We start from the raw sequence: 20,154 nt of genomic DNA, 5'->3' as shown, positions 1-20,154 counted from the left end.
CATATTTGAAAAAACATAGAAACATACTTGCAACATTCCATCTGGTCCGACCTATACTCTCGCCACTGGTCTGATTTCTAAGATGTACATCAGACCCTACACTTCGCGCTCCTGTTACAGCACGTAACATAGTTTGTATAAAAATAAATTATTGAGGTTATGGTCATGAGCCAGAAAACCCTGTTTACAAAGTCTGCTCTCGCAGTCGCAGTGGCACTTATCTCCACCCAGGCCTGGTCGGCAGGCTTTCAGCTAAACGAATTTTCTTCCTCAGGCCTGGGCCGGGCTTATTCAGGGGAAGGCGCAATTGCCGATGATGCCGGTAACGTCAGCCGTAACCCCGCGTTGATTACCATGTTTGACCGCCCAACTTTTTCAGCGGGCGCGGTTTATATTGACCCGGATGTAGATATTACCGGACATTCTAATTTAACCGGTCAGAGTGCAAATGCTAAAAATATCGCGCCGACAGCGTGGGTACCTAACCTGCACTTTGTCGCGCCTATTAACGATCAGTTTGGTTGGGGAGCGTCAATAACTTCCAACTACGGCCTGGCTACGGAATTTACCGATAACTACGCGGCTGGTATCTATGGCGGTAAAACCGATCTGCAGACAATCAACCTTAACCTTAGCGGGGCTTATCGCCTTAACAATAGCTGGAGTTTTGGTCTTGGTTTTGATGCTGTTTACGCCAAGGCAAAAATTGAGCGTTACGCAGGTTCGCTGGGGCCTTTGTTGTCTCAACAGTTGATTGCCCAGGGTGTACCCGCTTCATTAACCAATGGTATTAATACTCCGGACTCTCAAATTGCTCATCTGAAAGGTGACGAATGGGGCTTTGGCTGGAACGCGGGTATTCTTTATGAACTGGATAAAGATAACCGTTGGGGCCTGACATATCGTTCAGAAGTTAAAATCGACTTCGAAGGGGATTACAAAAGCTCCATTAACCCAAATCTGAACAATATTTTGGGTAACATGGGCTTACCATATGGCACGATGGGTGCAACCCAAAATGGGTCCCTGACGCTGAATTTACCTGAGATGTGGGAGATTTCTGGTTATAACCGTGTTGCGCCGCAGTGGGCAATTCACTACAGCATGGCCTATACCAGTTGGAGCCAGTTCCAGGAACTGAAAGCGAAAGGCGATAGTGGTCAGACTCTGTTCTATAAAGATGAAGGATTCCGGGATGCATATCGTATCGCGTTGGGTACAACCTACTATTACGATAAAAACTGGACCTTCCGTACCGGTATCGCTTATGACGACAGCCCGGTTCCGGCAGATAAACGTTCTATTTCCATTCCTGACCAGGATCGTTTGTGGTTAAGTGCTGGGTTAACCTACGCATTTAATGAAGATGCATCCATTGACGTTGGCGCATCTTATATGCATGGTCAGAAAGTGAAATTCACCGAAGGTGAAGGAGCGGCAGCTTATTCCTTCGAATCTGAAGGTAAAGCCTGGCTGTTCGGTACTAACTTTAACTACGCGTTCTAATAACACGTTAGTTTAATAACAAAAAAGGTGAGTTTTTCAACTCACCTTTTTTATTGGCTTCTTATTCAGAATCGATATCTTTTAAATCATCCTGAATCGCTTGCGCATTCGGGTTTTCCTGCGGTTTGAGTTCTCCGCCATTGGCGATGAAATCATGACGCTGGAAGTACGCCTCGCGCACCATGACGTAAGGATCGGACGACTGACGAAGCAGGCCATCAGAATCCAGCAGTTGCGCACGCGTTTCGATACCTTCAAGCGTCCATTTACCTACCGACATCGGCCAGGTCAACCACGAAAGCACTGGATAGAGGCCATCAGCCATATCACCGCCGTCATCACGCAGCGTGAAGCTACCGTAGAACGGTAACTGAACATAAGGCCCATACCCCACGCCATAGTGACCGAGCGTGCTACCAAAACGGTGAGGTTCCGTTCGTTGCAGTTTCGGATTCGCCATCCCTGCAACATCAATAAAACCGCCCATCCCCAAAATAGTGTTCAGGAAAAAGCGGGTAAAGTGGACCATCCCCTGATAAGGGTCGCCCTGCAGGAAGTAGTTAACCATCACTGCAGGTTCTTCAAGGTTGCCAGTAAAGTTGCTTAACCCATTACGTGCCGGTTGCGGAACATAATCACGCCACACGACAGCCACCGGTCGAACCACATACGGGTCTAACACATTGAAGTTAAAATTGTACATGGTGCGGTTGAACCCTTCTAACGGGTCAGAACGCCCTTGCTGATCTGTTCCGGAACTCGCACACCCCACCAGAAGCGTAGTTCCCAGAGCAAGCGCCGACAGGCGAAGCTTCATAAATGTCTCCCTGTTTTTTTATGGCTTATGCAGTTTGCCATCCATGACGGAACGATACCGTATCCGCCTGTTTAGGTGTGGGCGATTGTAACAGCACGTCAAATGATGTCCATACGCCCTGTTTTGCTGATTTGATCATAGCCTGGTAATCACCGCCCTGTAGGCTACTTGATTCTATAGAAACAGAAAAAGGCAAACGTTGCCTTTTATTCATTTTCAGAGTAACTCCCGCCAGTTGCGAGCAAAAAAGCCGCTACGCTTTAGCTATACGTGCTAATCAAGAGAACTCACCATGGATAACGATAAAATTGATAAACACAGCGACGAAATTGAAGTCGAGAGTGAAGAAAAAGAGCGCGGAAAAAAAATTGAAATAGATGAAGATCGGCTCCCTTCCCGGGCAATGGCTATCCACGAACATATTCGTCAGGACGGTGAAAAAGAGCTGGAACGCGACGCAATGGCGCTACTGTGGTCAGCTATTGCAGCAGGTCTGTCGATGGGTGCATCGCTACTGGCAAAAGGGATATTTCATGTCGAACTAGAAGGTGTGCCAGGGAGTTTCTTGCTGGAGAATCTCGGTTATACCTTTGGTTTTATTATCGTTATTATGGCGCGCCAGCAATTATTCACCGAGAATACAGTTACTGCGGTACTGCCCGTAATGCAAAAACCGACAATGGGCAATGTTGGTTTATTGCTGCGACTTTGGGGCGTTGTTCTGTTAGGTAATATTCTGGGAACGGGTATTGCGGCGTGGGCTTTTGAGTATATGCCTATTTTTGATGAAGAAACCCGCGATGCGTTTGTCAAAATCGGCATGGATGTGATGAAGAACTCGCCCAGCGAGATGTTTGCCAATGCGATCATTTCCGGCTGGCTAATAGCTACTATGGTATGGATGTTTCCGGCGGCGGGTGCGGCAAAAATAGTAGTGATTATTTTGATGACCTGGCTTATCGCCCTGGGAGACACCACTCATATCGTTGTCGGTTCCGTAGAGATCCTCTATCTGGTATTTAACGGCACACTACACTGGAGCGATTTTGTCTGGCCATTTGCGCTTCCCACTCTGGCGGGAAACATCTGTGGCGGCACCTTTATCTTCGCGTTGATGAGTCATGCGCAAATTCGCAACGACATGAGCAATAAGCGAAAAGAAGAAGCACGTCAGAAAGCAGAACGTGCGGAAAACATTAAGAAAAATGATAAAAATCCAGCATGAGTGGCGAGCGTTTAAGCAATCGAGCGGCAGTGTACTTACCCCGCAGTCCATTAGCGGGTATACTCATGCCGCACTGTCCTCTTAGTTAAATGGATATAACGAGCCCCTCCTAAGGGCTAATTGCAGGTTCGATTCCTGCAGGGGACACCATGTTAACGTCTTGATTACCGCCTTCCGTACCCCACCATAAAGCGAATCATCAATCCGCAGGCTGGTGCAAGAAACATAAATATTCCCGTGACCAACTCATTGCCACTGGTTAACCACATCGTGGAGTAATAAATGAGTGCGGCAAGGATGACCATGCCGAAGAATGAAGAGACAGCAGAAACTACATTTAATACCTGACCGATATATCCACTAACGCAGACGATACACAGGGCGAGAAACATCCATAAATAAATCATAGCTCAACCTCCTGCCGTGCTAAAAAACGTGTTACTTCAATTACTCCAATAGTAAGACAATTCTTAACCACTGGCAATTTCAGCAAAATATTAATAAAAACAATACATTATCGACATCACTATAAATCACTGAAAAATATTCACTTGAGTAATAAATAATCAGTAGCTGAAAATAATCAGCTGGTGATAAAATAGAAATACCGCATTCATGCTCCTCGTGGTTATGTCCTGACTAGTCTTTACACTCTTTACAGGAACCATTGTCGTACATGATGGCCCAATCAATTGAGTGTACCGCTGTAGACATGGAATCTTCTGCGATACAACAATTCGTATCTACAGAAGGTAACTATGTTTCCACAATGCAAATTTTCCCGCGAGTTCCTGCATCCTCGCTACTGGCTGACGTGGTTTGGTCTTGGTGTACTCTGGCTTTGGGTACAACTTCCTTACCCTGTTCTGTGCTTTCTTGGCACGCGTATCGGCACAATGGCCAGACCGTTCTTGAAACGTCGCGAATCCATCGCCCGCAAAAACCTTGAGCTTTGTTTCCCGCAGCTTTCCTCCGAAGAGCGCGAGAAGATGATTACCGACAACTTTCGCTCGCTCGGAATGGCGTTGGTAGAAACTGGAATGGCGTGGTTCTGGCCAGATCGTCGCGTGCGTAAATGGTTTGATGTCGAAGGGCTGGATAACCTGCAACGCGCGCAAATGCAAAATCGTGGCGTGATGGTTGTCGGTGTGCACTTTATGTCGCTGGAGTTGGGTGGCCGCGTAATGGGGCTTTGTCAACCGATGATGGCAACTTACCGTCCGCATAATAATCAACTGATGGAATGGGTACAGACCCGTGGTCGCATGCGTTCCAATAAAGCGATGATCGGTAGAAATAATCTGCGCGGCATTGTCAGTGCGCTGAAAAAAGGTGAAGCCGTATGGTTTGCACCTGACCAGGATTATGGTCGTAAAGGTAGCTCCTTCGCGCCGTTCTTTGCGGTAGAAAATGTTGCTACAACCAATGGCACCTACGTTCTCTCTCGCCTCTCTGGCGCAGCTATGCTAACTGTGACGATGGTACGAAAAACCGATTATAGCGGTTACCGTCTGTTTATTACGCCAGAAATGGAAGGCTATCCGGCTGATGAAATTCAGGCCGCCGCCTATATGAACAAAATTATTGAGAAAGAGATTATGCGCGCACCAGAGCAGTATCTCTGGATCCATCGCCGCTTCAAAACGCGTCCGGTGGGTGAAGCCTCGTTATACGTTTAACAAATAACCCAAGCTTTTTCCCTCCTCAGATAAGCCATAATAACATCATGGTTTTTATGGCTTTTTTCTTAAGATTTTTCCCTTCGCTGAATCGTGAATTATTACTTCCAGAAATCAATCTGTCGCCGATATGCGACACTCGTAAGTTACTAAAAGTAAATAAGAAAATGCCACTTGTTTCGATTTAGTTTTAGGCGTACATTAGCGCCGTCTCGAGCCAATATGCTCAGAATTCTGAGGTGATGCCCGCGGGTGTCAGCTCACTGTAACAGGTGTAATGAAGTCATTCAGGCGTAACAGTAATTACGCGGAGAGATGTAAAGTGAAATATTTCTTTATGGGCATTTCTTTTATGGTCATCGTTTGGGCCGGTACTTTTGCCCTGATGATCTAAAAGTAAACTGCGAAACGAAAAACAGGAGCCATCAGGCTCCTGTTTGCATTTCTGGCGATGGTGTTTATTCCGCGCTTTCGTGAATATGTTTGCTGCTGGCAGGCAGTAAACCGTCAGCGCGGAACATCGCTTTAATCCCACGAATCGCCTGACGAATACGGTCGCGGTTTTCAATCAGCGCAAAGCGTACATGCGTGTCGCCGTAGTCGCCAAAGCCGATGCCGGGTGAGACACAAACCTTCGCTTCGTTAAGCAGCTTCTTGGCAAATTCCAGCGAGCCCATTGCCGCATACGGTTCCGGGATTTTCGCCCAGACATACATCGAGGCTTTCGGCATTTCAACCATCCAGCCCGCTTCATGCAGCCCTTTTACCAGCACATCGCGGCGACGCTTATACTGTTCGGCAATATCACGAACACACTGCTGATCGCCTTCCAGCGCCGCGATGGCGGCAACCTGTAATGGCGTAAAGGTGCCGTAATCGTGATAGCTTTTGATGCGCGCCAACGCGCTGACCAGTGTTTTATTGCCGACCATAAAGCCGATACGCCAGCCCGCCATATTGTAGCTTTTCGACAGCGTAAAGAACTCGACCGCTACGTCACGTGCGCCCGGCACCTGCATGATTGACGGCGCTTTCCAGCCATCGTAGACGATATCCGCATAGGCCAGGTCATGGACCACCAGTACATCGTAGCGTTTCGCCAGCGCCACTACTTTTTCGAAAAACTCCAGTTCCACGCATTGCGCGGTTGGGTTTGACGGGAAGCCAAGGATCATCATCTTTGGTTTCGGATAACTTTCACGAATAGCGCGTTCCAGTTCGTTGAAGAAATCGACACCTTCCACCAGCGGCACTGAGCGTACCTGCGCCCCGGCAATCACCGCGCCATAAATATGAATGGGGTAGCTTGGATTCGGCACCAGCACGGTGTCACCGTGATCCAGCGTCGCCAGCATCAGGTGCGCCAGCCCCTCTTTCGAACCGATGGTGACGATGGCTTCTGATTCCGGGTCGATCTCAACGTCGTAACGTTCCTGATACCAGCGGGAAATCGCGCGACGTAACCGAGGAATACCGCGTGAGGTGGAGTAACCATGTGTGTCCGGTCGCTGCGCCACAGTACATAATTTTTCGACAATATGCGGCGGGGTCGCACCGTCTGGGTTACCCATGCTGAAATCGATAATATCTTCGCCGCGACGACGCGCAGCCATCTTCAGTTCAGCGGTAATGTTAAAAACGTAGGGCGGGAGACGATCGATGCGCGTAAAGCGACGTTCAGGGCGAGTGTCAGCCATAATTTCCTCAGATTAACGTTAGCGCCCGGACCGTCCGAGCGACGCTGCCACGATGGTGGCTGTTTTGAAAATAGCCTGATTAATTTCTGTCTGTCCAGCGTTTTGGAAAATTTTTATCAATGCGAAAAAAGAGGAACAAAACCTTAAAAACAGGAAAGTCAGATTCGCCAACAAGAAAATTATCACCCATTGCATTAACAATATAATTTCAATAAATTTACCTATTAGCTTGATGCTGACAAGAGATGTATTGCCAGTACACCATTTAGCTTTCAATCCCCTTTTAAATTTGTGGTTTTTCCTCAAAAGTAGCGCACTGGTCATCAGCCTTCAGGTTACCTATCATAGAGGTTTAAACCTTATTCAGAGTCACCCGTGCACGAAATATTCAACATGCTGCTGGCGGTCTTCGATCGGGCAGCGCTAATGCTTATCTGCCTGTTTTTCCTCATTCGTATCCGCCTGTTTCGCGAGCTGTTGCACAAGTCGGCTCACTCAGCGAAAGAGCTACTCGCTGTTACCGCCATTTTCTCGATGTTCGCCTTGTTCAGCACCTGGTCCGGCGTACCGGTGGAAGGTTCGCTGGTTAACGTGCGTATTATTGCGGTGATGTCAGGCGGGATTCTGTTTGGCCCGTGGGTAGGCATTATTACCGGGGTAATTGCGGGTATTCACCGTTATTTAATTGATATCGGCGGCGTGACGGCTATCCCCTGCTTTATCACCAGTATTCTGGCGGGATGCATCTCTGGTTGGATCAACCTGAAAATCCCTAAAGCGCAGCGTTGGCGCGTCGGTATTCTCGGCGGCATGCTCTGTGAAACGTTGACCATGATTCTGGTGATTGTCTGGGCGCCGACCACTGAGCTGGGGCTGGATATCGTCTCCAAAATCGGTATCCCGATGATCCTCGGCAGTGTCTGTATCGGCTTTATTGTGCTGCTGGTACAAAGCGTTGAGGGAGAAAAAGAAGCCAGTGCCGCGCGCCAGGCCAAGCTGGCGCTGGATATCGCCAATAAAACCCTGCCGCTGTTTCGCCATGTGAATAGCGAATCATTACGTAAAGTTTGCGAAATTATCCGCGATGACATTCACGCTGACGCGGTGGCAATCACCAATACCGATCATGTGCTGGCGTATGTCGGCGTGGGCGAACACAACTATCAGAATGGCGATGACTTCATTAGCCCGACTACCCGCCAGGCGATGAATTACGGGAAAATCATTATTAAAAACAATGATGAAGCCCACCGCACACCAGAGATTCATTCCATGCTGGTGATCCCATTGTGGGAGAAAGGCGTGGTGACCGGAACACTGAAAATTTACTACTGCCACGCGCACCAGATTACGTCATCATTACAGGAAATGGCGGTCGGTTTGTCGCAAATCATCTCTACCCAACTGGAGGTTTCTCGCGCCGAGCAGCTACGGGAAATGGCAAATAAGGCAGAGCTTCGCGCCCTGCAAAGCAAAATTAATCCCCATTTTCTGTTTAACGCTCTGAACGCTATTTCATCGTCGATTCGTCTGAATCCAGACACTGCTCGCCAGCTAATCTTTAATTTGTCGCGCTATCTGCGCTATAACATTGAATTAAAAGACGATGAGCAAATTGATATCAAAAAAGAGCTGTACCAAATTAAAGACTATATCGCCATTGAGCAGGCCCGCTTTGGCGACAAGCTGACGGTTATCTATGATATTGATGAAGAGGTGAATTGCTGTATTCCCAGTCTGCTGATCCAGCCGTTAGTGGAGAACGCCATTGTCCACGGTATTCAGCCTTGCAAGGGAAAAGGGGTTGTCACCATCAGCGTTGCGGAGTGCGGTAATCGGGTCCGTATTGCGGTAAGAGATACCGGGCATGGCATCGATCCAAAGGTGATTGAGCGGGTCGAAGCGAATGAAATGCCGGGCAATAAAATCGGCCTGCTGAATGTGCATCATCGCGTGAAGTTGTTATATGGCGAGGGGCTGCATATCCGCCGCCTGGAACCAGGAACGGAAATTGCGTTTTACATTCCTAACCAACGCACCCCTGTCGCCTCACAGGCTACGTTATTGCTTTGAGCCGGAGTGATATTGTGAAAGTCATCATTGTTGAAGACGAATTCCTGGCACAACAGGAACTTAGCTGGCTTATTAAAGAGCACAGCCAGATGGAGATTGTCGGCACCTTTGACGACGGTCTGGACGTGTTGAAGTTTTTGCAGCATAACCGCGTCGACGCCATTTTTCTGGATATCAATATTCCGTCGCTGGATGGCGTGCTGCTGGCACAAAACATCAGCCAGTTCGCCCATAAGCCGTTTATTGTGTTTATCACCGCATGGAAAGAACATGCGGTGGAAGCGTTTGAACTGGAGGCGTTTGACTACATTCTCAAACCGTATCAGGAGTCACGGATTACCGGGATGCTGCAAAAGCTGGAAGCCGCCTGGCAGCAACAACAAACCAGCAGTACGCCCACTGTGCCGTTAACGCGTGAGAATGACACCATCAATCTGGTGAAAGATGAACGCCTCATCGTGACGCCGGTTAATGATATCTACTACGCCGAAGCGCACGAGAAAATGACCTTTGTCTATACGCGGCGTGAATCTTATGTGATGCCAATGAACATCACCGAGTTTTGCAGCAAACTGCCGTCGTCGCACTTTTTCCGCTGCCATCGCTCGTTTTGCGTCAACCTGAACAAAATCCGCGAGATAGAACCGTGGTTTAATAATACCTATATTCTGCGGCTGAAAGATCTGGATTTTGAAGTGCCAGTCAGCCGCAGCAAAGTTAAAGAATTCCGCCAGTTAATGCATCTGTAATCGGGAACCTTCATGAAAGCAGCAGGCTTGCCCGCCGATCAACAATTTTTCGCCGATTTGTTCAGCGGCCTGGTGCTTAACCCGCAACTGCTTGGGCGCGTCTGGTTTGCCTGCCAGCCCGCCTCGCTGCCGGTAGGCAGTTTGTGTATTGATTTTCCCCGACTGGATATTGTGCTGCGCGGCGAATATGGCAATCTGCTGGAAGCAAAGCAGCAGCGTATGGTGGAAGGAGAAATGCTGTTTATTCCGGCGCGCGCGGCTAATTTACCGGTCAACCACAAACCGGTAATGCTGTTAAGCCTGGTGTTTGCGCCGACCTGGCTGGGGTTATCGTTTTACGATAGCCGCACAACGTCGTTGTTGCATCCGGTTCGCCAGATCCAACTTCCCAGCCTGCAACGCGGCGAAGGTGAAGCAATGCTTACCGCCCTCACTCATCTCAGCCGTTCGCCGCTGGAGCAGAGTATCATTCAGCCACTGGTGTTAAGTTTGCTGCATCTTTGCCGCAACGTGGTCAACATGCCACCGGGCAATTCGCAACCGCGCGGCGATTTTCTCTACCACAGCATTTGTAACTGGGTTCAGGATAACTACGCCCAGCCGCTCACCCGCGAGAGCGTGGCGCAGTTTTTTAATATCACGCCCAATCATCTGTCAAAACTGTTTGCGCAGCATGGAACAATGCGTTTTATCGAATATGTGCGTTGGGTGCGAATGGCGAAGGCGAGGATGATTTTGCAGAAATATCATCTGTCGATTCATGAAGTGGCGCAGCGTTGCGGGTTTCCGGATAGCGACTATTTTTGTCGCGTTTTCCGGCGTCAGTTTGGTCTGACGCCGGGAGAGTATAGCGCACGTTTTCAGGGCTAACGTCAGAAGGTTAATTCTGTTTCCAGCAGCGTCAGAATACTTTGTGCATCTTGCGCGGCAAACAACGACTGGCGGAAGTTTTTATTCACCAGTTTACGCGCCAGCTGCGAGAAGACTTTCACATGATTCATCCCTTCGTTAGCGCCCAGCGTCAGCATGATCACCAGTTCGACTTCGCCCATTTCTGACTGCCAGTCAACCGGTTTCACCAACCGGGCAATGCTGATACTGGAATGACGGATCCACTGTGATTTGGTGTGCGGGATCGCCACGCCAAAACCAACGCCAGTAGTAACAATCTCTTCCCGCTGCCAGACATCTTCTTCCAGCTCGAACGGATGCTCAGTACGCCCGTTAACACCGAGGTTACCGCACAGGAACTGGATCGCCTGCTCTTTATTGCTAAAGGCCTGATCAACGAAGATATTCTCCAGCGCCAGCAGTGGGCGAACGTCTTCTTCCGGCGTAAAGGCGGTGAGTAACGCTTCAATTTCCTGCGCGCTGCGACATTCACACGCCTGACGTGCCAGTTCCCGACACGCCTCGCTATCCAGTTGACGAAGCTGGCTTTTCACCGCCGGAATGCGCGGACTACTCATGCTTAACTCGTCCAGGCCCAGCCCAAGCAGTAGCGGCAGATAACGGCTTTCACCGCCCAGTTCACCGCAAATACCTACCCATTTGCCCCGCTGATGCGCAGTGGTAACAATCTGCTGCAACATGCGCAGGAACGATGGCGTAATCGGGTTATACAGCGGCGATACGCGCGGGTTATTACGATCGACCGCATACAGATACTGGGTCATATCGTTGGAGCCGATACTGAAGAAATCGACCTCATCGCAGAAGTGATCGATGATGTAGCACACCGACGGTACTTCCACCATGATACCCAGCGTAATCGTCTCTGCATGACGCAGGCCATCGCGCTTAAGCTCAACGATCGCTTTTTGGATCTCGCCCTTCACCCATAAGATCTGATCGAGGCTGTGGACCATCGGGATCATCAACTGGGCGTTGCCGAAACTGGCGGCGCGCAAAATGGCCCGCAGTTGAGTGCGGAACAGGCCAGCAAATTCCGGGTAAATACGTACCGCACGATAGCCGAGGAACGGGTTCTCTTCCTGGGGAATGTTGAGGTAAGGAATGCTTTTATCACCGCCGATGTCCATCGTGCGGAAGATAATCGGCTTGTCGCCCGCCGCCAGTAATACCTGCTGGTAGGCTTCAAATTGCTCCTGTTCGTCCGGCGCGCTGTCACGATCCATATAGAGCATTTCGGTACGGAACAGCCCGACGCCTTCCGCGCCGTTAGCAAACGCGCCTGGGGCTTCCAGAGCAGTGCCAATATTCGCCGCAATATCAATACGCTTGTTATCACGGGAATAGGCCAGCTGCGCGGCGGCCTGCGCCTGTTGCTGCTGGCGTTTATCCGCCAGTGTCTGCGCAACCTGATAATAACCACTCACCGCGTCATCAGGATTTACCGCCAGTACGCCGCACTGGGCGTCAAGCACCGCCGGTTGCCCGGCATAACGGGCGATTGCATCCAGCGGCAGGCCGCTCAGTACCGGGATCGCCGAGGCGCGGGCCAGAATCAGAGTATGCGAGGTGCGCCCGGTTTTCTCCAGAATCATGCCCGCAAGATTTTTCAAATCGAGGCTCAAAAACTGGCTAGGGGTTAAATCCTCGGCCACCAGAATGGTCGGTTTTTCGAGCACCAGATTATTACGCGGCTTCAGTTCCGGCCAGGTGATATGCAGCAACTGTTCGCTGATATCACGAATGTCGCTGACACGTTCGCGCAGATAATCGCTGGCAGAGGCAGAAAGCTTGTCGCAAACCTGCTCCATATTGCTGATGATCGCCGCCCCCAGCCCCTGATGCTGTTCTGCCATCAGGCGACGGATATTCCCCGCGAACTCATCATCCTGAATCAGCGACAAATGGGCGCTGAGGATGGTTTTGCTTTCGCCGTCACGCTCGCGCAACTGCTGGTTCAGTTGCTCGGCAAGCGTTGCCAGGCTGTGTTCCAGCCAGGTGGAGTCTTGCGCACTGGCCGGGATTGCCCGATAACTGTCGAGGCTGTTGCTCTGTAACAGGGTCAGCGTCCCCACGCCGACGCCGCTTGCCAGCACATTGCCGTACAGTAAATCAGGGTTCAGGCGGCTTAATGAACGCGGCAGCGGATGCGCCGTCAGTTCTGCCTGCGTCGGCTGAACACTGTCGCTGTCGATAAAGCGCACCTGGATGTACTCTTCCAGCACGCGCCGCGCCTGCTCTTCATCACTGCCGCTAATGTTCAGGCTGCAACTGTCATTAAATAAGGTGCCGGTGCCAATCAGCGCCAGCGAGCTTTTGGCATCGGCCTTTGCGTTCTGGCGATGGTTGATGAAGGTGATTTCGCTTTGCCACTGGCTGCACTGTTCTTTAAGTTCCCACGCCGGACGGGCATGAAGACCGTTAGGCAAAGGACAGAGAAATTGAATCGTTAGCATAACCGCTCCGGGTTAATCAGGAGATCATCTGAAATCCGTCAGTTGAACAACCGTCTCACGCGTAAGACGTTGAATAAGGGCAGATAAAAGTTGCTGCATCTGCAAAATGTCGCGGCAGTCGGCAATCGATGCAGCGCAATGTCCGTGGCGGGTTGCTGGCCCCATCACCACTGTGGGTACGCCAGTGCCAGTTAAGTGCACCGCCCCACCGTCCGTGCCGCCGTTACTGAACATATCCGCCTGTAACGGCACGCCAATTTCTGCCGCCACGGTTTCGATCCAGGCGGTGAGTTTTGGCGGCGCAATCAGCGATTTATCGCTTAACACCAGCATCGGCCCGTTACCAATCTGGCGATGGTTAGCTGCGCCATAATCAAAGTTTTTCGCCCAGCAGGCGGTATCAAGCACAATGGCGACGTCCGGCGACACCGCACGGGTGGCAGTTTGCCCACCGCGTAATCCCACCTCTTCGCTGGAGCTGGCCACCAGCCACACTTCCGCAGGCAGTTCGGCGTCGTGCAGTTCGCGCAGTAACGTCACCAGCAGATAGCAACCGAGGCGGTCATCAAAGGCTTTCCCCATCACCCGCTGGTGAGGGAGAACCTGAAAAGTGGTATCGAAGGTGACGCGATCGCCTGGACGAATTCCTGCCTGCATCACTTCGTCATAGGAGCGCGCGCCAATGTCCACGCGCATAGCGCTGACGTCATTCCCCTGCCGCTCGCCATCGAGCAGACCGGGAATTTTGCACTCTTCACGGGTAGTGATGCGCACCGACTGCAGCTGGCGGGCAGCCATGCGCACATTGCCAACTGGCAGCACATCAATCGCCCCTTCGCGGGAGACGCTGCGCACCATAAATCCCACTTCATCCATATGGGCGCAGATCATCACCTTCGGACCTGTCGATTCATTGAGGCGGATCAGCACCGATCCCAGGCCGTCAAATCGCACTTCTTTTTGCAGGCGATCCGCTTCTTCCAGCAGGATCTGCCGCACTTCCTGTTCCGACGAGGCGATCGCATCTGCCTCGCTCAACGCTTTTAATAGCGATAAATCCATTATGCATCTCCCGTGAGCAGCACTGTTTTCGGCATGGCGTAGAGCACTTCTGCGCCTTGCGGGGTAACCAGCACGACATCTTCGATGCGCACGCCCCCTTGCCCTGGCAAATAAATCCCCGGCTCCACGGTCAGTAACATACCTGGCTGTAGCGTCGTGGTGTCCCGCGGTGAAAAACGCGGATCTTCATGGACTTCAATGCCGATAGCATGACCGGTGTTATGACCGAAATAGTCGCCATAACCGGCTTCTGTAATCACCCGGCGCGCAACGTCGTCAACTTGTTGGCAGCGCACGCCGGGGCGAATCGCGGAGATTGCCGCCAGCTGTGCCTGTAGGACAATCTGGTAGACGTTAAACAGCGGGTGAGATTCGGCGCTCACCCCTTCGCCATTCACCAGCAAGGTGCGCGTCATATCAGAGCAGTAGCCCTGATACAGCGCACCGAAATCGAGAGTGACAAACTCGCCTGCTGCAACAATCTTGTCGCTGGCTTTACCGTGCGGCAGCGCCCCACGCCAGCCGCTGGCGACAATGGTGTCAAAAGAGGCTTTTTCTGCGCCCTGCTGGCGCATAAACCACTCCAGTTCAGCGGCTATCTCGCATTCGCTCATACCTGCCTGAATAAAGCGGCGAATGTGCTCTGCTCCGCGATCGGCAATCCCACAGGCGAGGCGGATTTTCTCCACCTCCTCCGGCGTTTTGATTTGCCGCAGTACATCTGGCGTGGCGCTGACCAGTTTCGCATTGAGTTCCGACTGCCAGCGGTGCGCGGTTTCCCAACTCACCTGCTGGCCTTCAAAACCGAACGTTTGCAGCTGCTCATCAGCAATGATTTGCCTGGCGATGGTGGTAAGGGTGTGCGTCGCGTCGAGCAAATGCAGCTGGTAACCTTGCGTGCGGGCTTCTACATCCGCGTAATAGCGCGAATCCACCAGAATGTGCGCACTTTCACGGCTAATCACCAGATAACCTGATCCGGTGGAGATCCCCAGATGCGGCTGTTTGTTTTGCCGTGAGGAGAGAAGCACCGCATCCAGTTGTTGCGCCTTAAGCCAGTCGCGCAGCGAAGCGAGTAATGTCATCTGGATTTTCCTTCTTACAGGCTATCGATTAACAATTTGCCTTTGCGGAACATCATCAGACGCAGGAATACCACCATCAGCGCAGTAATGATTGCTCCCAGCGCGATCCCCGCCATATAGACGCCAAGGTTAGTGACCAGCGGCCACGCCCAGATAGCGGATTCCGGGAACCATTGCACTGCACCCAGCCAGACAGCAGCGGTGGAACCGACAATCGCGCCAACCATATAGGACGGAATGGCAGTGATGGGGCTTTCCAGCGCAAACGGAATCGCACCTTCACTGATCCCCATAAACGCCAGGAACATAGCGGTTTTACCCTGCGGATAAAGCTGGGCGTTGAACAGGCGTTTGCCAGTTAAGCGACGATCGATAATGGTCGCCAGACCCAGACCAATCGGCGGAATAACGATAGCGATAGAACGTGCGGTGACTGGTAATACATGGTCGGTGGTAAAGCTGAAGGCGACGAAACCAGCTGCTTTGTTGATTGGACCACCCAAATCGATTGCGGTCGCCGCAGCAATGCCCATTGCGTACATCAGCGCGCCCTTCTCACCAGCAGCGGTCAGCACGGTACGGATACCGCCGTTGATCCAGCCACCAAATGGGGTGATCACGTAGTACATCGCCAGCATGACAAAAATGGCGGAAAGAATCGGTAGCAAAAATGTGGTTTTGAACGCTAACAGGAAATCTGGTAACTGGATTTTCTGGTTCATCCACTTCACGAGGTAACCCGCGACGATAGAAATAATCAGCGCACCAATGAAGGTAGACGGGACTGGTGAAGAGGTCGCCCACTGCATAGTGCTGGGATCAAAGTTCAGCAGTTGCGTGGGCTGGGTAGACATCAACCCGCCGATAAACCCAGCCGGGAACGCCAGTTTGCCGCCAATAGAGTTCGCCACAAAAGCAGCAAACATCGGAATGGCAAAACCAAACAATACGCCGCCGAAGGACTGCGACAGCCAGGCAAATTTAAGTAAGGAGAGGTCGAAACCGGAGAATTTCCCGCTATTAAGAGCATCCATGATGCCGATATCAGCAGGAATTTTAAGCCAGCTATAAGCAATCAGCTGGCTGAAAGCGAGGATCACACCGCCCATAATTAAGGTCGGCACCATGCGTGAAATCCCTGACATCACATGCTGCGGGAGTTCACCCCAGAAGCTGGTTTTAGAGGCCTGCGGATTCTTAACTGCCGCTGCCGCACCGGATGCGCCAGGCACAACGGTTGCACTGCGTTTTTTAATGGCCATAATAATTATCCCTGTCGAATATTACTGTTGTTCAGCGGCAATCATCTCTTCGATTTCTTTGATGATGCCCGCAGCGTTTTTAATTGCGTCCTGCAAAGTGATTTCATAAACGTCGCGTGATTCGAAACGTTCGTTATCTTCTGGTGTTACTGCCACGGAATGAATGATGATGGTCGCTTCGGCGATATCCTGCGCCGTCAGGCGGTTCTGGATACCATCCGCGCCCTGAGTTTCAATTTTCACTTCATAGCCGGCTTCCACCGCCGCTTCTTCCAGCGCCTGGGCGGCCATAAAGGTGTGAGCCAGGCCCATTGGGCAGGCACATAAGGCAATCAGTTTCTTACTCATCGTTATTTCCTCGTTCGTTTATAGTTGACGAATGAAATTATGAACGTGCAAAACAAATTGCCGTTACCAGACAAATAATGCATTTACTGGAGAATTAATCCCGTAGTGCGGAAGTGTGACGCAGGTCGGCCTTGTGAAGAGACACAAAGAAAAATTGAATTAACTGTTTGATTTAAAAGATTATCGGGAGAGTCACCTCCCGATATGACAGGAAGGATTTACAGAATGTGGCCTAAGGTCTGGCGTAAATGTGCACCGGAACCGAGAAGCCCAGGGTTATCGTGCACAATTAAATAGACCGGAATATCATGAACATAATCTTTAAAGCGCCCTTTGTCTTCAAAAGCGGCACGGAAACCGGAGGCTTTGAAGAACTCAAGAAAACGCGGAACGATACCGCCCGCAATATAGACGCCGCCAAATGTTCCGAGATTGAGCGCCAGATTGCCGCCAAAACGCCCCATAATGACGCAAAACAGTGACAACGCGCGGCGACAATCGGTGCAGCTGTCGGCCAGCGCGCGTTCGGTAATATCTTTTGGCTTGAGATTTTCCGGCAGGCGGTTGTCGGCTTTCACAATCGCGCGATACAGATTTACCAGACCAGGGCCAGAGAGCACGCGTTCAGCCGAGACATGGCCAATTTCCGCGCGCAGTATTTCAAGGATAATGGCTTCTTCTTCACTGTTTGGCGCAAAATCAACGTGACCACCTTCACCAGGCAGGCTTACCCAGCGTTTATCGACATGGACCAGATGTGCAACCCCAAGCCCTGTCCCGGCACCGTACACCGCGACAGGTTTACCTTCAACCGGTTCTGCGCCGCCAAACTGGATCAGATGCTCTTTTTTCAGCATCGGGATCGCCATCGAAACCGCCGTAAAATCGTTAATAATCTCCAGGTGGCTAAAACCGAGATTCTTTTTCATTTCGGCAATCGAAAACGCCCAGGTGTGGTTGGTCATTGCCACCCAGTCACCGGTAATTGGGCAAGCGATGGCGATGCAGCCATCTTTCACCTCGACTTTATGCTCTTCAAGATAAACGCGAATGACCGCTTCCAGGCTGGGATAATCAAGCCCTGAATAGGTTTTAGCCTGCGAGATTTCACCACTGGCAATATCACACAGAGCAAGACGTGCGTTAGTACCGCCCACATCACCGACTAATGCATACTTTGTCATTCTTCAACTGCTCCGCTAAAGTCAAAATAATTCTTTCTCACACTGTAAGTTCATGGGGGCATAACAACAACGCCGTAGAGGCGGGCTCCCTGTAAATATCGATCTAGGTCACACATTTACTTTATCGTTTCAGCACCAATTGCAGCGATGTCTTTATGCAAGCTGGGCAAACTAAATATCTGAACCCGCATAAAGGAATAGAACATGCTCCATCCGCGAGCCAGAACCATGTTGTTATTATCGCTCCCCGCTCTGGCAATTGGGATTGCGTCCAGTCTTATTCTGATGGTGGTAATGAAAATCGCCTCGGTATTACAGAATCTGCTCTGGCAACGACTACCGGGAAGTCTGGGGATAGCCCAGGATTCACCGCTCTGGATCATCGGAATTTTAACGCTGACAGGGGCCGCTGTTGGGCTAGTCATTCGTTTCAGCCGGGGTCATGCCGGGCCGGATCCTGCCTGTGAAGCGCTGATTGGCGCGCCAGTCTCCCCCTCTGCGCTACCAGGACTGATCGTAGCATTAATTCTCGGTCTTGCGGGCGGCGTCAGTCTTGGGCCGGAACATCCTATTATGACCGTCAATATCGCCCTCGCGGTGGCGATTGGCGCGCGTCTGTTACCACGAGTGAACCGGATGGAGTGGACTATTTTAGCCTCTGCGGGCACCATCGGCGCACTGTTTGGCACACCTGTTGCGGCGGCGTTGATATTTTCACAAACCTTAAATGGCAGCCACGACGTTCCACTTTGGGATCGTCTCTTTGCGCCGTTAATGGCAGCGGCGGCTGGCGCACTAACCACCGGATTGTTTATCCATCCTCATTTTTCGCTGCCCATTGCTCATTACGGACAGATGCAGTTAGCAGACATCATCAGTGGTGCAATTGTGACGGCGATCGCCATTGCGGCAGGTATGGTTGCAGTGTGGTGTTTCCCACGGGTGCACGCGATGATGCATCAGATTAAAAATCCGGTCCTCATGCTGGGGGTTGGCGGCTTTATTCTCGGTATTCTGGGTGTTATTGGTGGGCCTGTTTCGCTATTTAAAGGGCTGGACGAGATGCAGCAGATGGTGACAAATCAGGCTTTCAGCACCAGCGATTACTTATTGCTGGCGGTAATCAAACTTGCCGCCCTGGTCATTGCCGCCGCCAGCGGGTTTCGCGGCGGGCGAATCTTCCCGGCGGTATTTGTCGGCGTAGCGTTAGGTTTGATGCTGCATGCGCACGTTCCCGCCGTTCCAGCGGCCATTACCGTCTCCTGCGCGATTCTCGGCCTCGTACTGGTGGTAACGCGCGATGGCTGGCTAAGTTTGTTTATGGCGGCGGTCGTTGTACCTGATTCCACATTGTTACCGCTACTGTGTATCGTCATGCTTCCGGCATGGTTATTACTGGCAGGTAAACCGATGATGATGGTGAATCGACCAAAACAACAGCCACCCCACGATAACCTTTAGCAAAAAATGCTCTCCCTTATGATTTAAGAGTTATGGCGATGAAACGGGGCTTTACCTCCCCGTAATATTGCGTTAACAGGCCGCTGACGGCTTCGATCGTGAAGGAGAATAACAATGTTCAGGTCACTGTTTCTGGCGGCCGCCCTGATGGCATTTATCCCGCTTGCAGCAAACGCAGGTGAAATTACCTTACTGCCATCAATTAAATTACAAATTGGCGATCGCGATAATTATGGTAACTACTGGGACGGCGGCCACTGGCGCGATCGTGACTACTGGCACCGTAATTATGAATGGCGTAAAAACCGCTGGTGGCGTCATGATAATGGCTATCACCGTGGTTGGGATAAGCGTAAAGCGTATGAGCGTGGCTATCGCGAAGGCTGGCGCGACCGTGATGATCATCGCGGAAAAGGCCGTGGACATGGGCATCGTCATTAAACACATTCGCTAATGGAGCGCAATGCCTGATGCGACGCTTGCGCGTCTTAGCAGGCCTACAAACCCACTTCATTTAACGCGTAGGGCGGATAAGGCGTTTTACGCCGCATCCGCCAGTGGTGCCTGATGCGACACTTGCGCGTCTTATCAGGCCTACAAACCCGCTCCATTTAACGCGTAGATACTGTTATGGCCTG

The 20,154-nt window shown here is 51.2% G+C and carries 19 protein-coding genes and 1 tRNA gene; 10 read left to right on the top strand and 10 right to left on the bottom strand.

What is annotated here, in order from left to right; translation table 11 throughout:
• The first annotated feature begins 165 nt into the window (after positions 1 to 165).
• Positions 166 to 1,506, top strand: a complete 1,341-nt coding sequence (gene fadL, locus FEK47_RS08305) for a long-chain fatty acid transporter FadL (protein WP_024212665.1) — start codon at positions 166 to 168, stop codon at positions 1,504 to 1,506.
• A 61-nt stretch (positions 1,507 to 1,567) separates the two neighbouring features.
• Here the strand turns inward: fadL and mlaA are convergent, their stop codons facing one another.
• Positions 1,568 to 2,323, bottom strand: a complete 756-nt coding sequence (mlaA, locus tag FEK47_RS08300; RefSeq protein ID WP_130207304.1) for a phospholipid-binding lipoprotein MlaA — start codon at positions 2,321 to 2,323, stop codon at positions 1,568 to 1,570.
• Positions 2,324 to 2,348: 25 nt separating this feature from the next.
• Positions 2,349 to 2,537 carry a hypothetical protein gene (locus FEK47_RS08295; protein WP_130207306.1) on the bottom strand — a complete coding sequence of 63 codons (189 nt, stop codon included), beginning with the start codon at positions 2,535 to 2,537 and terminating at the stop codon, positions 2,349 to 2,351.
• Between the two features lie 78 nt (positions 2,538 to 2,615).
• Here FEK47_RS08295 and FEK47_RS08290 point away from each other — a divergent pair, with 78 nt between their 5' ends.
• Together FEK47_RS08290 and FEK47_RS08285 are read left to right on the top strand one after the other, a co-directional pair.
• Complete coding sequence (locus FEK47_RS08290; protein ID WP_130207308.1) at positions 2,616 to 3,548, top strand: formate/nitrite transporter family protein; 933 nt, start codon at positions 2,616 to 2,618, stop codon at positions 3,546 to 3,548.
• Positions 3,549 to 3,623: 75 nt separating this feature from the next.
• Positions 3,624 to 3,698: transfer RNA gene (locus FEK47_RS08285), tRNA-Arg, on the top strand.
• A gap of 14 nt (positions 3,699 to 3,712) precedes the next feature.
• Here the strand turns inward: FEK47_RS08285 and FEK47_RS08280 are convergent.
• Entirely contained in the window at positions 3,713 to 3,955 is a 243-nt protein-coding gene (locus FEK47_RS08280; RefSeq protein ID WP_130216891.1) for a YfdY family protein, read from the bottom strand.
• Between the two features lie 351 nt (positions 3,956 to 4,306).
• Here FEK47_RS08280 and lpxP point away from each other — a divergent pair, with 351 nt between their 5' ends.
• Together lpxP and ypdK are read left to right on the top strand one after the other, a co-directional pair.
• Entirely contained in the window at positions 4,307 to 5,227 is a 921-nt protein-coding gene (gene lpxP / locus FEK47_RS08275) for a kdo(2)-lipid IV(A) palmitoleoyltransferase (RefSeq protein WP_064526419.1), read from the top strand.
• Positions 5,228 to 5,549: 322 nt separating this feature from the next.
• Positions 5,550 to 5,621, top strand: a complete 72-nt coding sequence (ypdK, locus tag FEK47_RS08270) for a membrane protein YpdK (RefSeq protein ID WP_010723117.1) — start codon at positions 5,550 to 5,552, stop codon at positions 5,619 to 5,621.
• Positions 5,622 to 5,685: 64 nt separating this feature from the next.
• Here ypdK and alaC read toward each other — a convergent pair whose 3' ends face one another.
• Positions 5,686 to 6,924 carry an alanine transaminase gene (alaC, locus tag FEK47_RS08265; RefSeq protein ID WP_135487464.1) on the bottom strand — a complete coding sequence of 413 codons (1,239 nt, stop codon included), beginning with the start codon at positions 6,922 to 6,924 and terminating at the stop codon, positions 5,686 to 5,688.
• 375 nt (positions 6,925 to 7,299) lie between these two features.
• Between alaC and ypdA the strand changes: the two genes are divergently transcribed.
• The 3 genes from ypdA to FEK47_RS08250 are packed head-to-tail and all read left to right on the top strand — an operon-like array spanning position 7,300 to position 10,616.
• On the top strand, positions 7,300 to 8,997 hold the full coding sequence (ypdA, locus tag FEK47_RS08260; RefSeq protein WP_130207334.1) for a two-component system sensor histidine kinase YpdA: 1,698 nt from the start codon (positions 7,300 to 7,302) through the stop codon (positions 8,995 to 8,997).
• A gap of 14 nt (positions 8,998 to 9,011) precedes the next feature.
• Positions 9,012 to 9,746, top strand: a complete 735-nt coding sequence (ypdB, locus tag FEK47_RS08255) for a two-component system response regulator YpdB (protein ID WP_130221968.1) — start codon at positions 9,012 to 9,014, stop codon at positions 9,744 to 9,746.
• Positions 9,747 to 9,758: 12 nt separating this feature from the next.
• A complete protein-coding gene (locus tag FEK47_RS08250; RefSeq protein WP_130257442.1) occupies positions 9,759 to 10,616 on the top strand; it encodes an AraC family transcriptional regulator in 858 nt (285 codons plus the stop codon).
• Positions 10,617 to 10,618: 2 nt separating this feature from the next.
• On the opposite strand, the gene ptsP is transcribed toward FEK47_RS08250, so the two are convergent.
• The 6 genes from ptsP to glk form a co-directional block, all read right to left on the bottom strand.
• Positions 10,619 to 13,114 carry a phosphoenolpyruvate--protein phosphotransferase gene (ptsP, locus tag FEK47_RS08245; RefSeq protein WP_135487463.1) on the bottom strand — a complete coding sequence of 832 codons (2,496 nt, stop codon included), beginning with the start codon at positions 13,112 to 13,114 and terminating at the stop codon, positions 10,619 to 10,621.
• A gap of 24 nt (positions 13,115 to 13,138) precedes the next feature.
• On the bottom strand, positions 13,139 to 14,176 hold the full coding sequence (gene ypdE / locus FEK47_RS08240; protein WP_135487462.1) for an aminopeptidase: 1,038 nt from the start codon (positions 14,174 to 14,176) through the stop codon (positions 13,139 to 13,141).
• A complete protein-coding gene (ypdF, locus tag FEK47_RS08235; protein WP_135487461.1) occupies positions 14,176 to 15,261 on the bottom strand; it encodes an aminopeptidase in 1,086 nt (361 codons plus the stop codon). The genes ypdE and ypdF overlap by 1 nt, the downstream gene beginning before the upstream one ends.
• A gap of 14 nt (positions 15,262 to 15,275) precedes the next feature.
• Positions 15,276 to 16,523: a PTS fructose transporter subunit IIC gene (locus tag FEK47_RS08230; RefSeq protein WP_000985352.1), complete on the bottom strand. Its 1,248-nt coding sequence runs from the start codon at positions 16,521 to 16,523 to the stop codon at positions 15,276 to 15,278.
• 21 nt (positions 16,524 to 16,544) lie between these two features.
• Positions 16,545 to 16,871 (bottom strand): PTS fructose transporter subunit IIB, encoded by a 327-nt coding sequence (locus FEK47_RS08225; RefSeq protein WP_000038455.1) that lies wholly within the window; start codon positions 16,869 to 16,871, stop codon positions 16,545 to 16,547.
• A 218-nt stretch (positions 16,872 to 17,089) separates the two neighbouring features.
• Positions 17,090 to 18,055: a glucokinase gene (glk, locus tag FEK47_RS08220; protein WP_130216883.1), complete on the bottom strand. Its 966-nt coding sequence runs from the start codon at positions 18,053 to 18,055 to the stop codon at positions 17,090 to 17,092.
• 204 nt (positions 18,056 to 18,259) lie between these two features.
• On the opposite strand from glk, the gene FEK47_RS08215 reads away from it, so the two are divergent.
• Both FEK47_RS08215 and ypeC read left to right on the top strand, forming a co-directional pair.
• On the top strand, positions 18,260 to 19,516 hold the full coding sequence (locus FEK47_RS08215; RefSeq protein ID WP_130216881.1) for an ion channel protein: 1,257 nt from the start codon (positions 18,260 to 18,262) through the stop codon (positions 19,514 to 19,516).
• Between the two features lie 114 nt (positions 19,517 to 19,630).
• Positions 19,631 to 19,957 carry a DUF2502 domain-containing protein YpeC gene (ypeC, locus tag FEK47_RS08210; RefSeq protein ID WP_130216879.1) on the top strand — a complete coding sequence of 109 codons (327 nt, stop codon included), beginning with the start codon at positions 19,631 to 19,633 and terminating at the stop codon, positions 19,955 to 19,957.
• Positions 19,958 to 20,154: the final 197 nt, after the last annotated feature.

This window comes from Escherichia sp. E3659 (assembly GCF_005781135.1).
Taxonomy (GTDB): domain Bacteria; phylum Pseudomonadota; class Gammaproteobacteria; order Enterobacterales; family Enterobacteriaceae; genus Escherichia.
Note: the sequence above shows the minus strand (reverse complement) of the source record. Positions and strands in the feature narration are given on the sequence as shown.

Coding starts and splice junctions, on each gene's coding strand:
- fadL (WP_024212665.1), top strand. CDS start 166: ATGAGCCAGAAAACCCTGTTTACAAAGTCTGCTCTCGCAGTCGCAGTG.
- FEK47_RS08290 (WP_130207308.1), top strand. CDS start 2,616: ATGGATAACGATAAAATTGATAAACACAGCGACGAAATTGAAGTCGAG.
- FEK47_RS08250 (WP_130257442.1), top strand. CDS start 9,759: ATGAAAGCAGCAGGCTTGCCCGCCGATCAACAATTTTTCGCCGATTTG.
- ypeC (WP_130216879.1), top strand. CDS start 19,631: ATGTTCAGGTCACTGTTTCTGGCGGCCGCCCTGATGGCATTTATCCCG.
- ypdF (WP_135487461.1), bottom strand. CDS start 15,261: ATGACATTACTCGCTTCGCTGCGCGACTGGCTTAAGGCGCAACAACTG.
- FEK47_RS08295 (WP_130207306.1), bottom strand. CDS start 2,537: ATGAATAAAAGGCAACGTTTGCCTTTTTCTGTTTCTATAGAATCAAGT.
- lpxP (WP_064526419.1), top strand. CDS start 4,307: ATGTTTCCACAATGCAAATTTTCCCGCGAGTTCCTGCATCCTCGCTAC.
- FEK47_RS08280 (WP_130216891.1), bottom strand. CDS start 3,955: ATGATTTATTTATGGATGTTTCTCGCCCTGTGTATCGTCTGCGTTAGT.
- FEK47_RS08225 (WP_000038455.1), bottom strand. CDS start 16,871: ATGAGTAAGAAACTGATTGCCTTATGTGCCTGCCCAATGGGCCTGGCT.
- FEK47_RS08230 (WP_000985352.1), bottom strand. CDS start 16,523: ATGGCCATTAAAAAACGCAGTGCAACCGTTGTGCCTGGCGCATCCGGT.
- glk (WP_130216883.1), bottom strand. CDS start 18,055: ATGACAAAGTATGCATTAGTCGGTGATGTGGGCGGTACTAACGCACGT.
- FEK47_RS08215 (WP_130216881.1), top strand. CDS start 18,260: ATGCTCCATCCGCGAGCCAGAACCATGTTGTTATTATCGCTCCCCGCT.
- ptsP (WP_135487463.1), bottom strand. CDS start 13,114: ATGCTAACGATTCAATTTCTCTGTCCTTTGCCTAACGGTCTTCATGCC.
- alaC (WP_135487464.1), bottom strand. CDS start 6,924: ATGGCTGACACTCGCCCTGAACGTCGCTTTACGCGCATCGATCGTCTC.
- mlaA (WP_130207304.1), bottom strand. CDS start 2,323: ATGAAGCTTCGCCTGTCGGCGCTTGCTCTGGGAACTACGCTTCTGGTG.
- ypdE (WP_135487462.1), bottom strand. CDS start 14,176: ATGGATTTATCGCTATTAAAAGCGTTGAGCGAGGCAGATGCGATCGCC.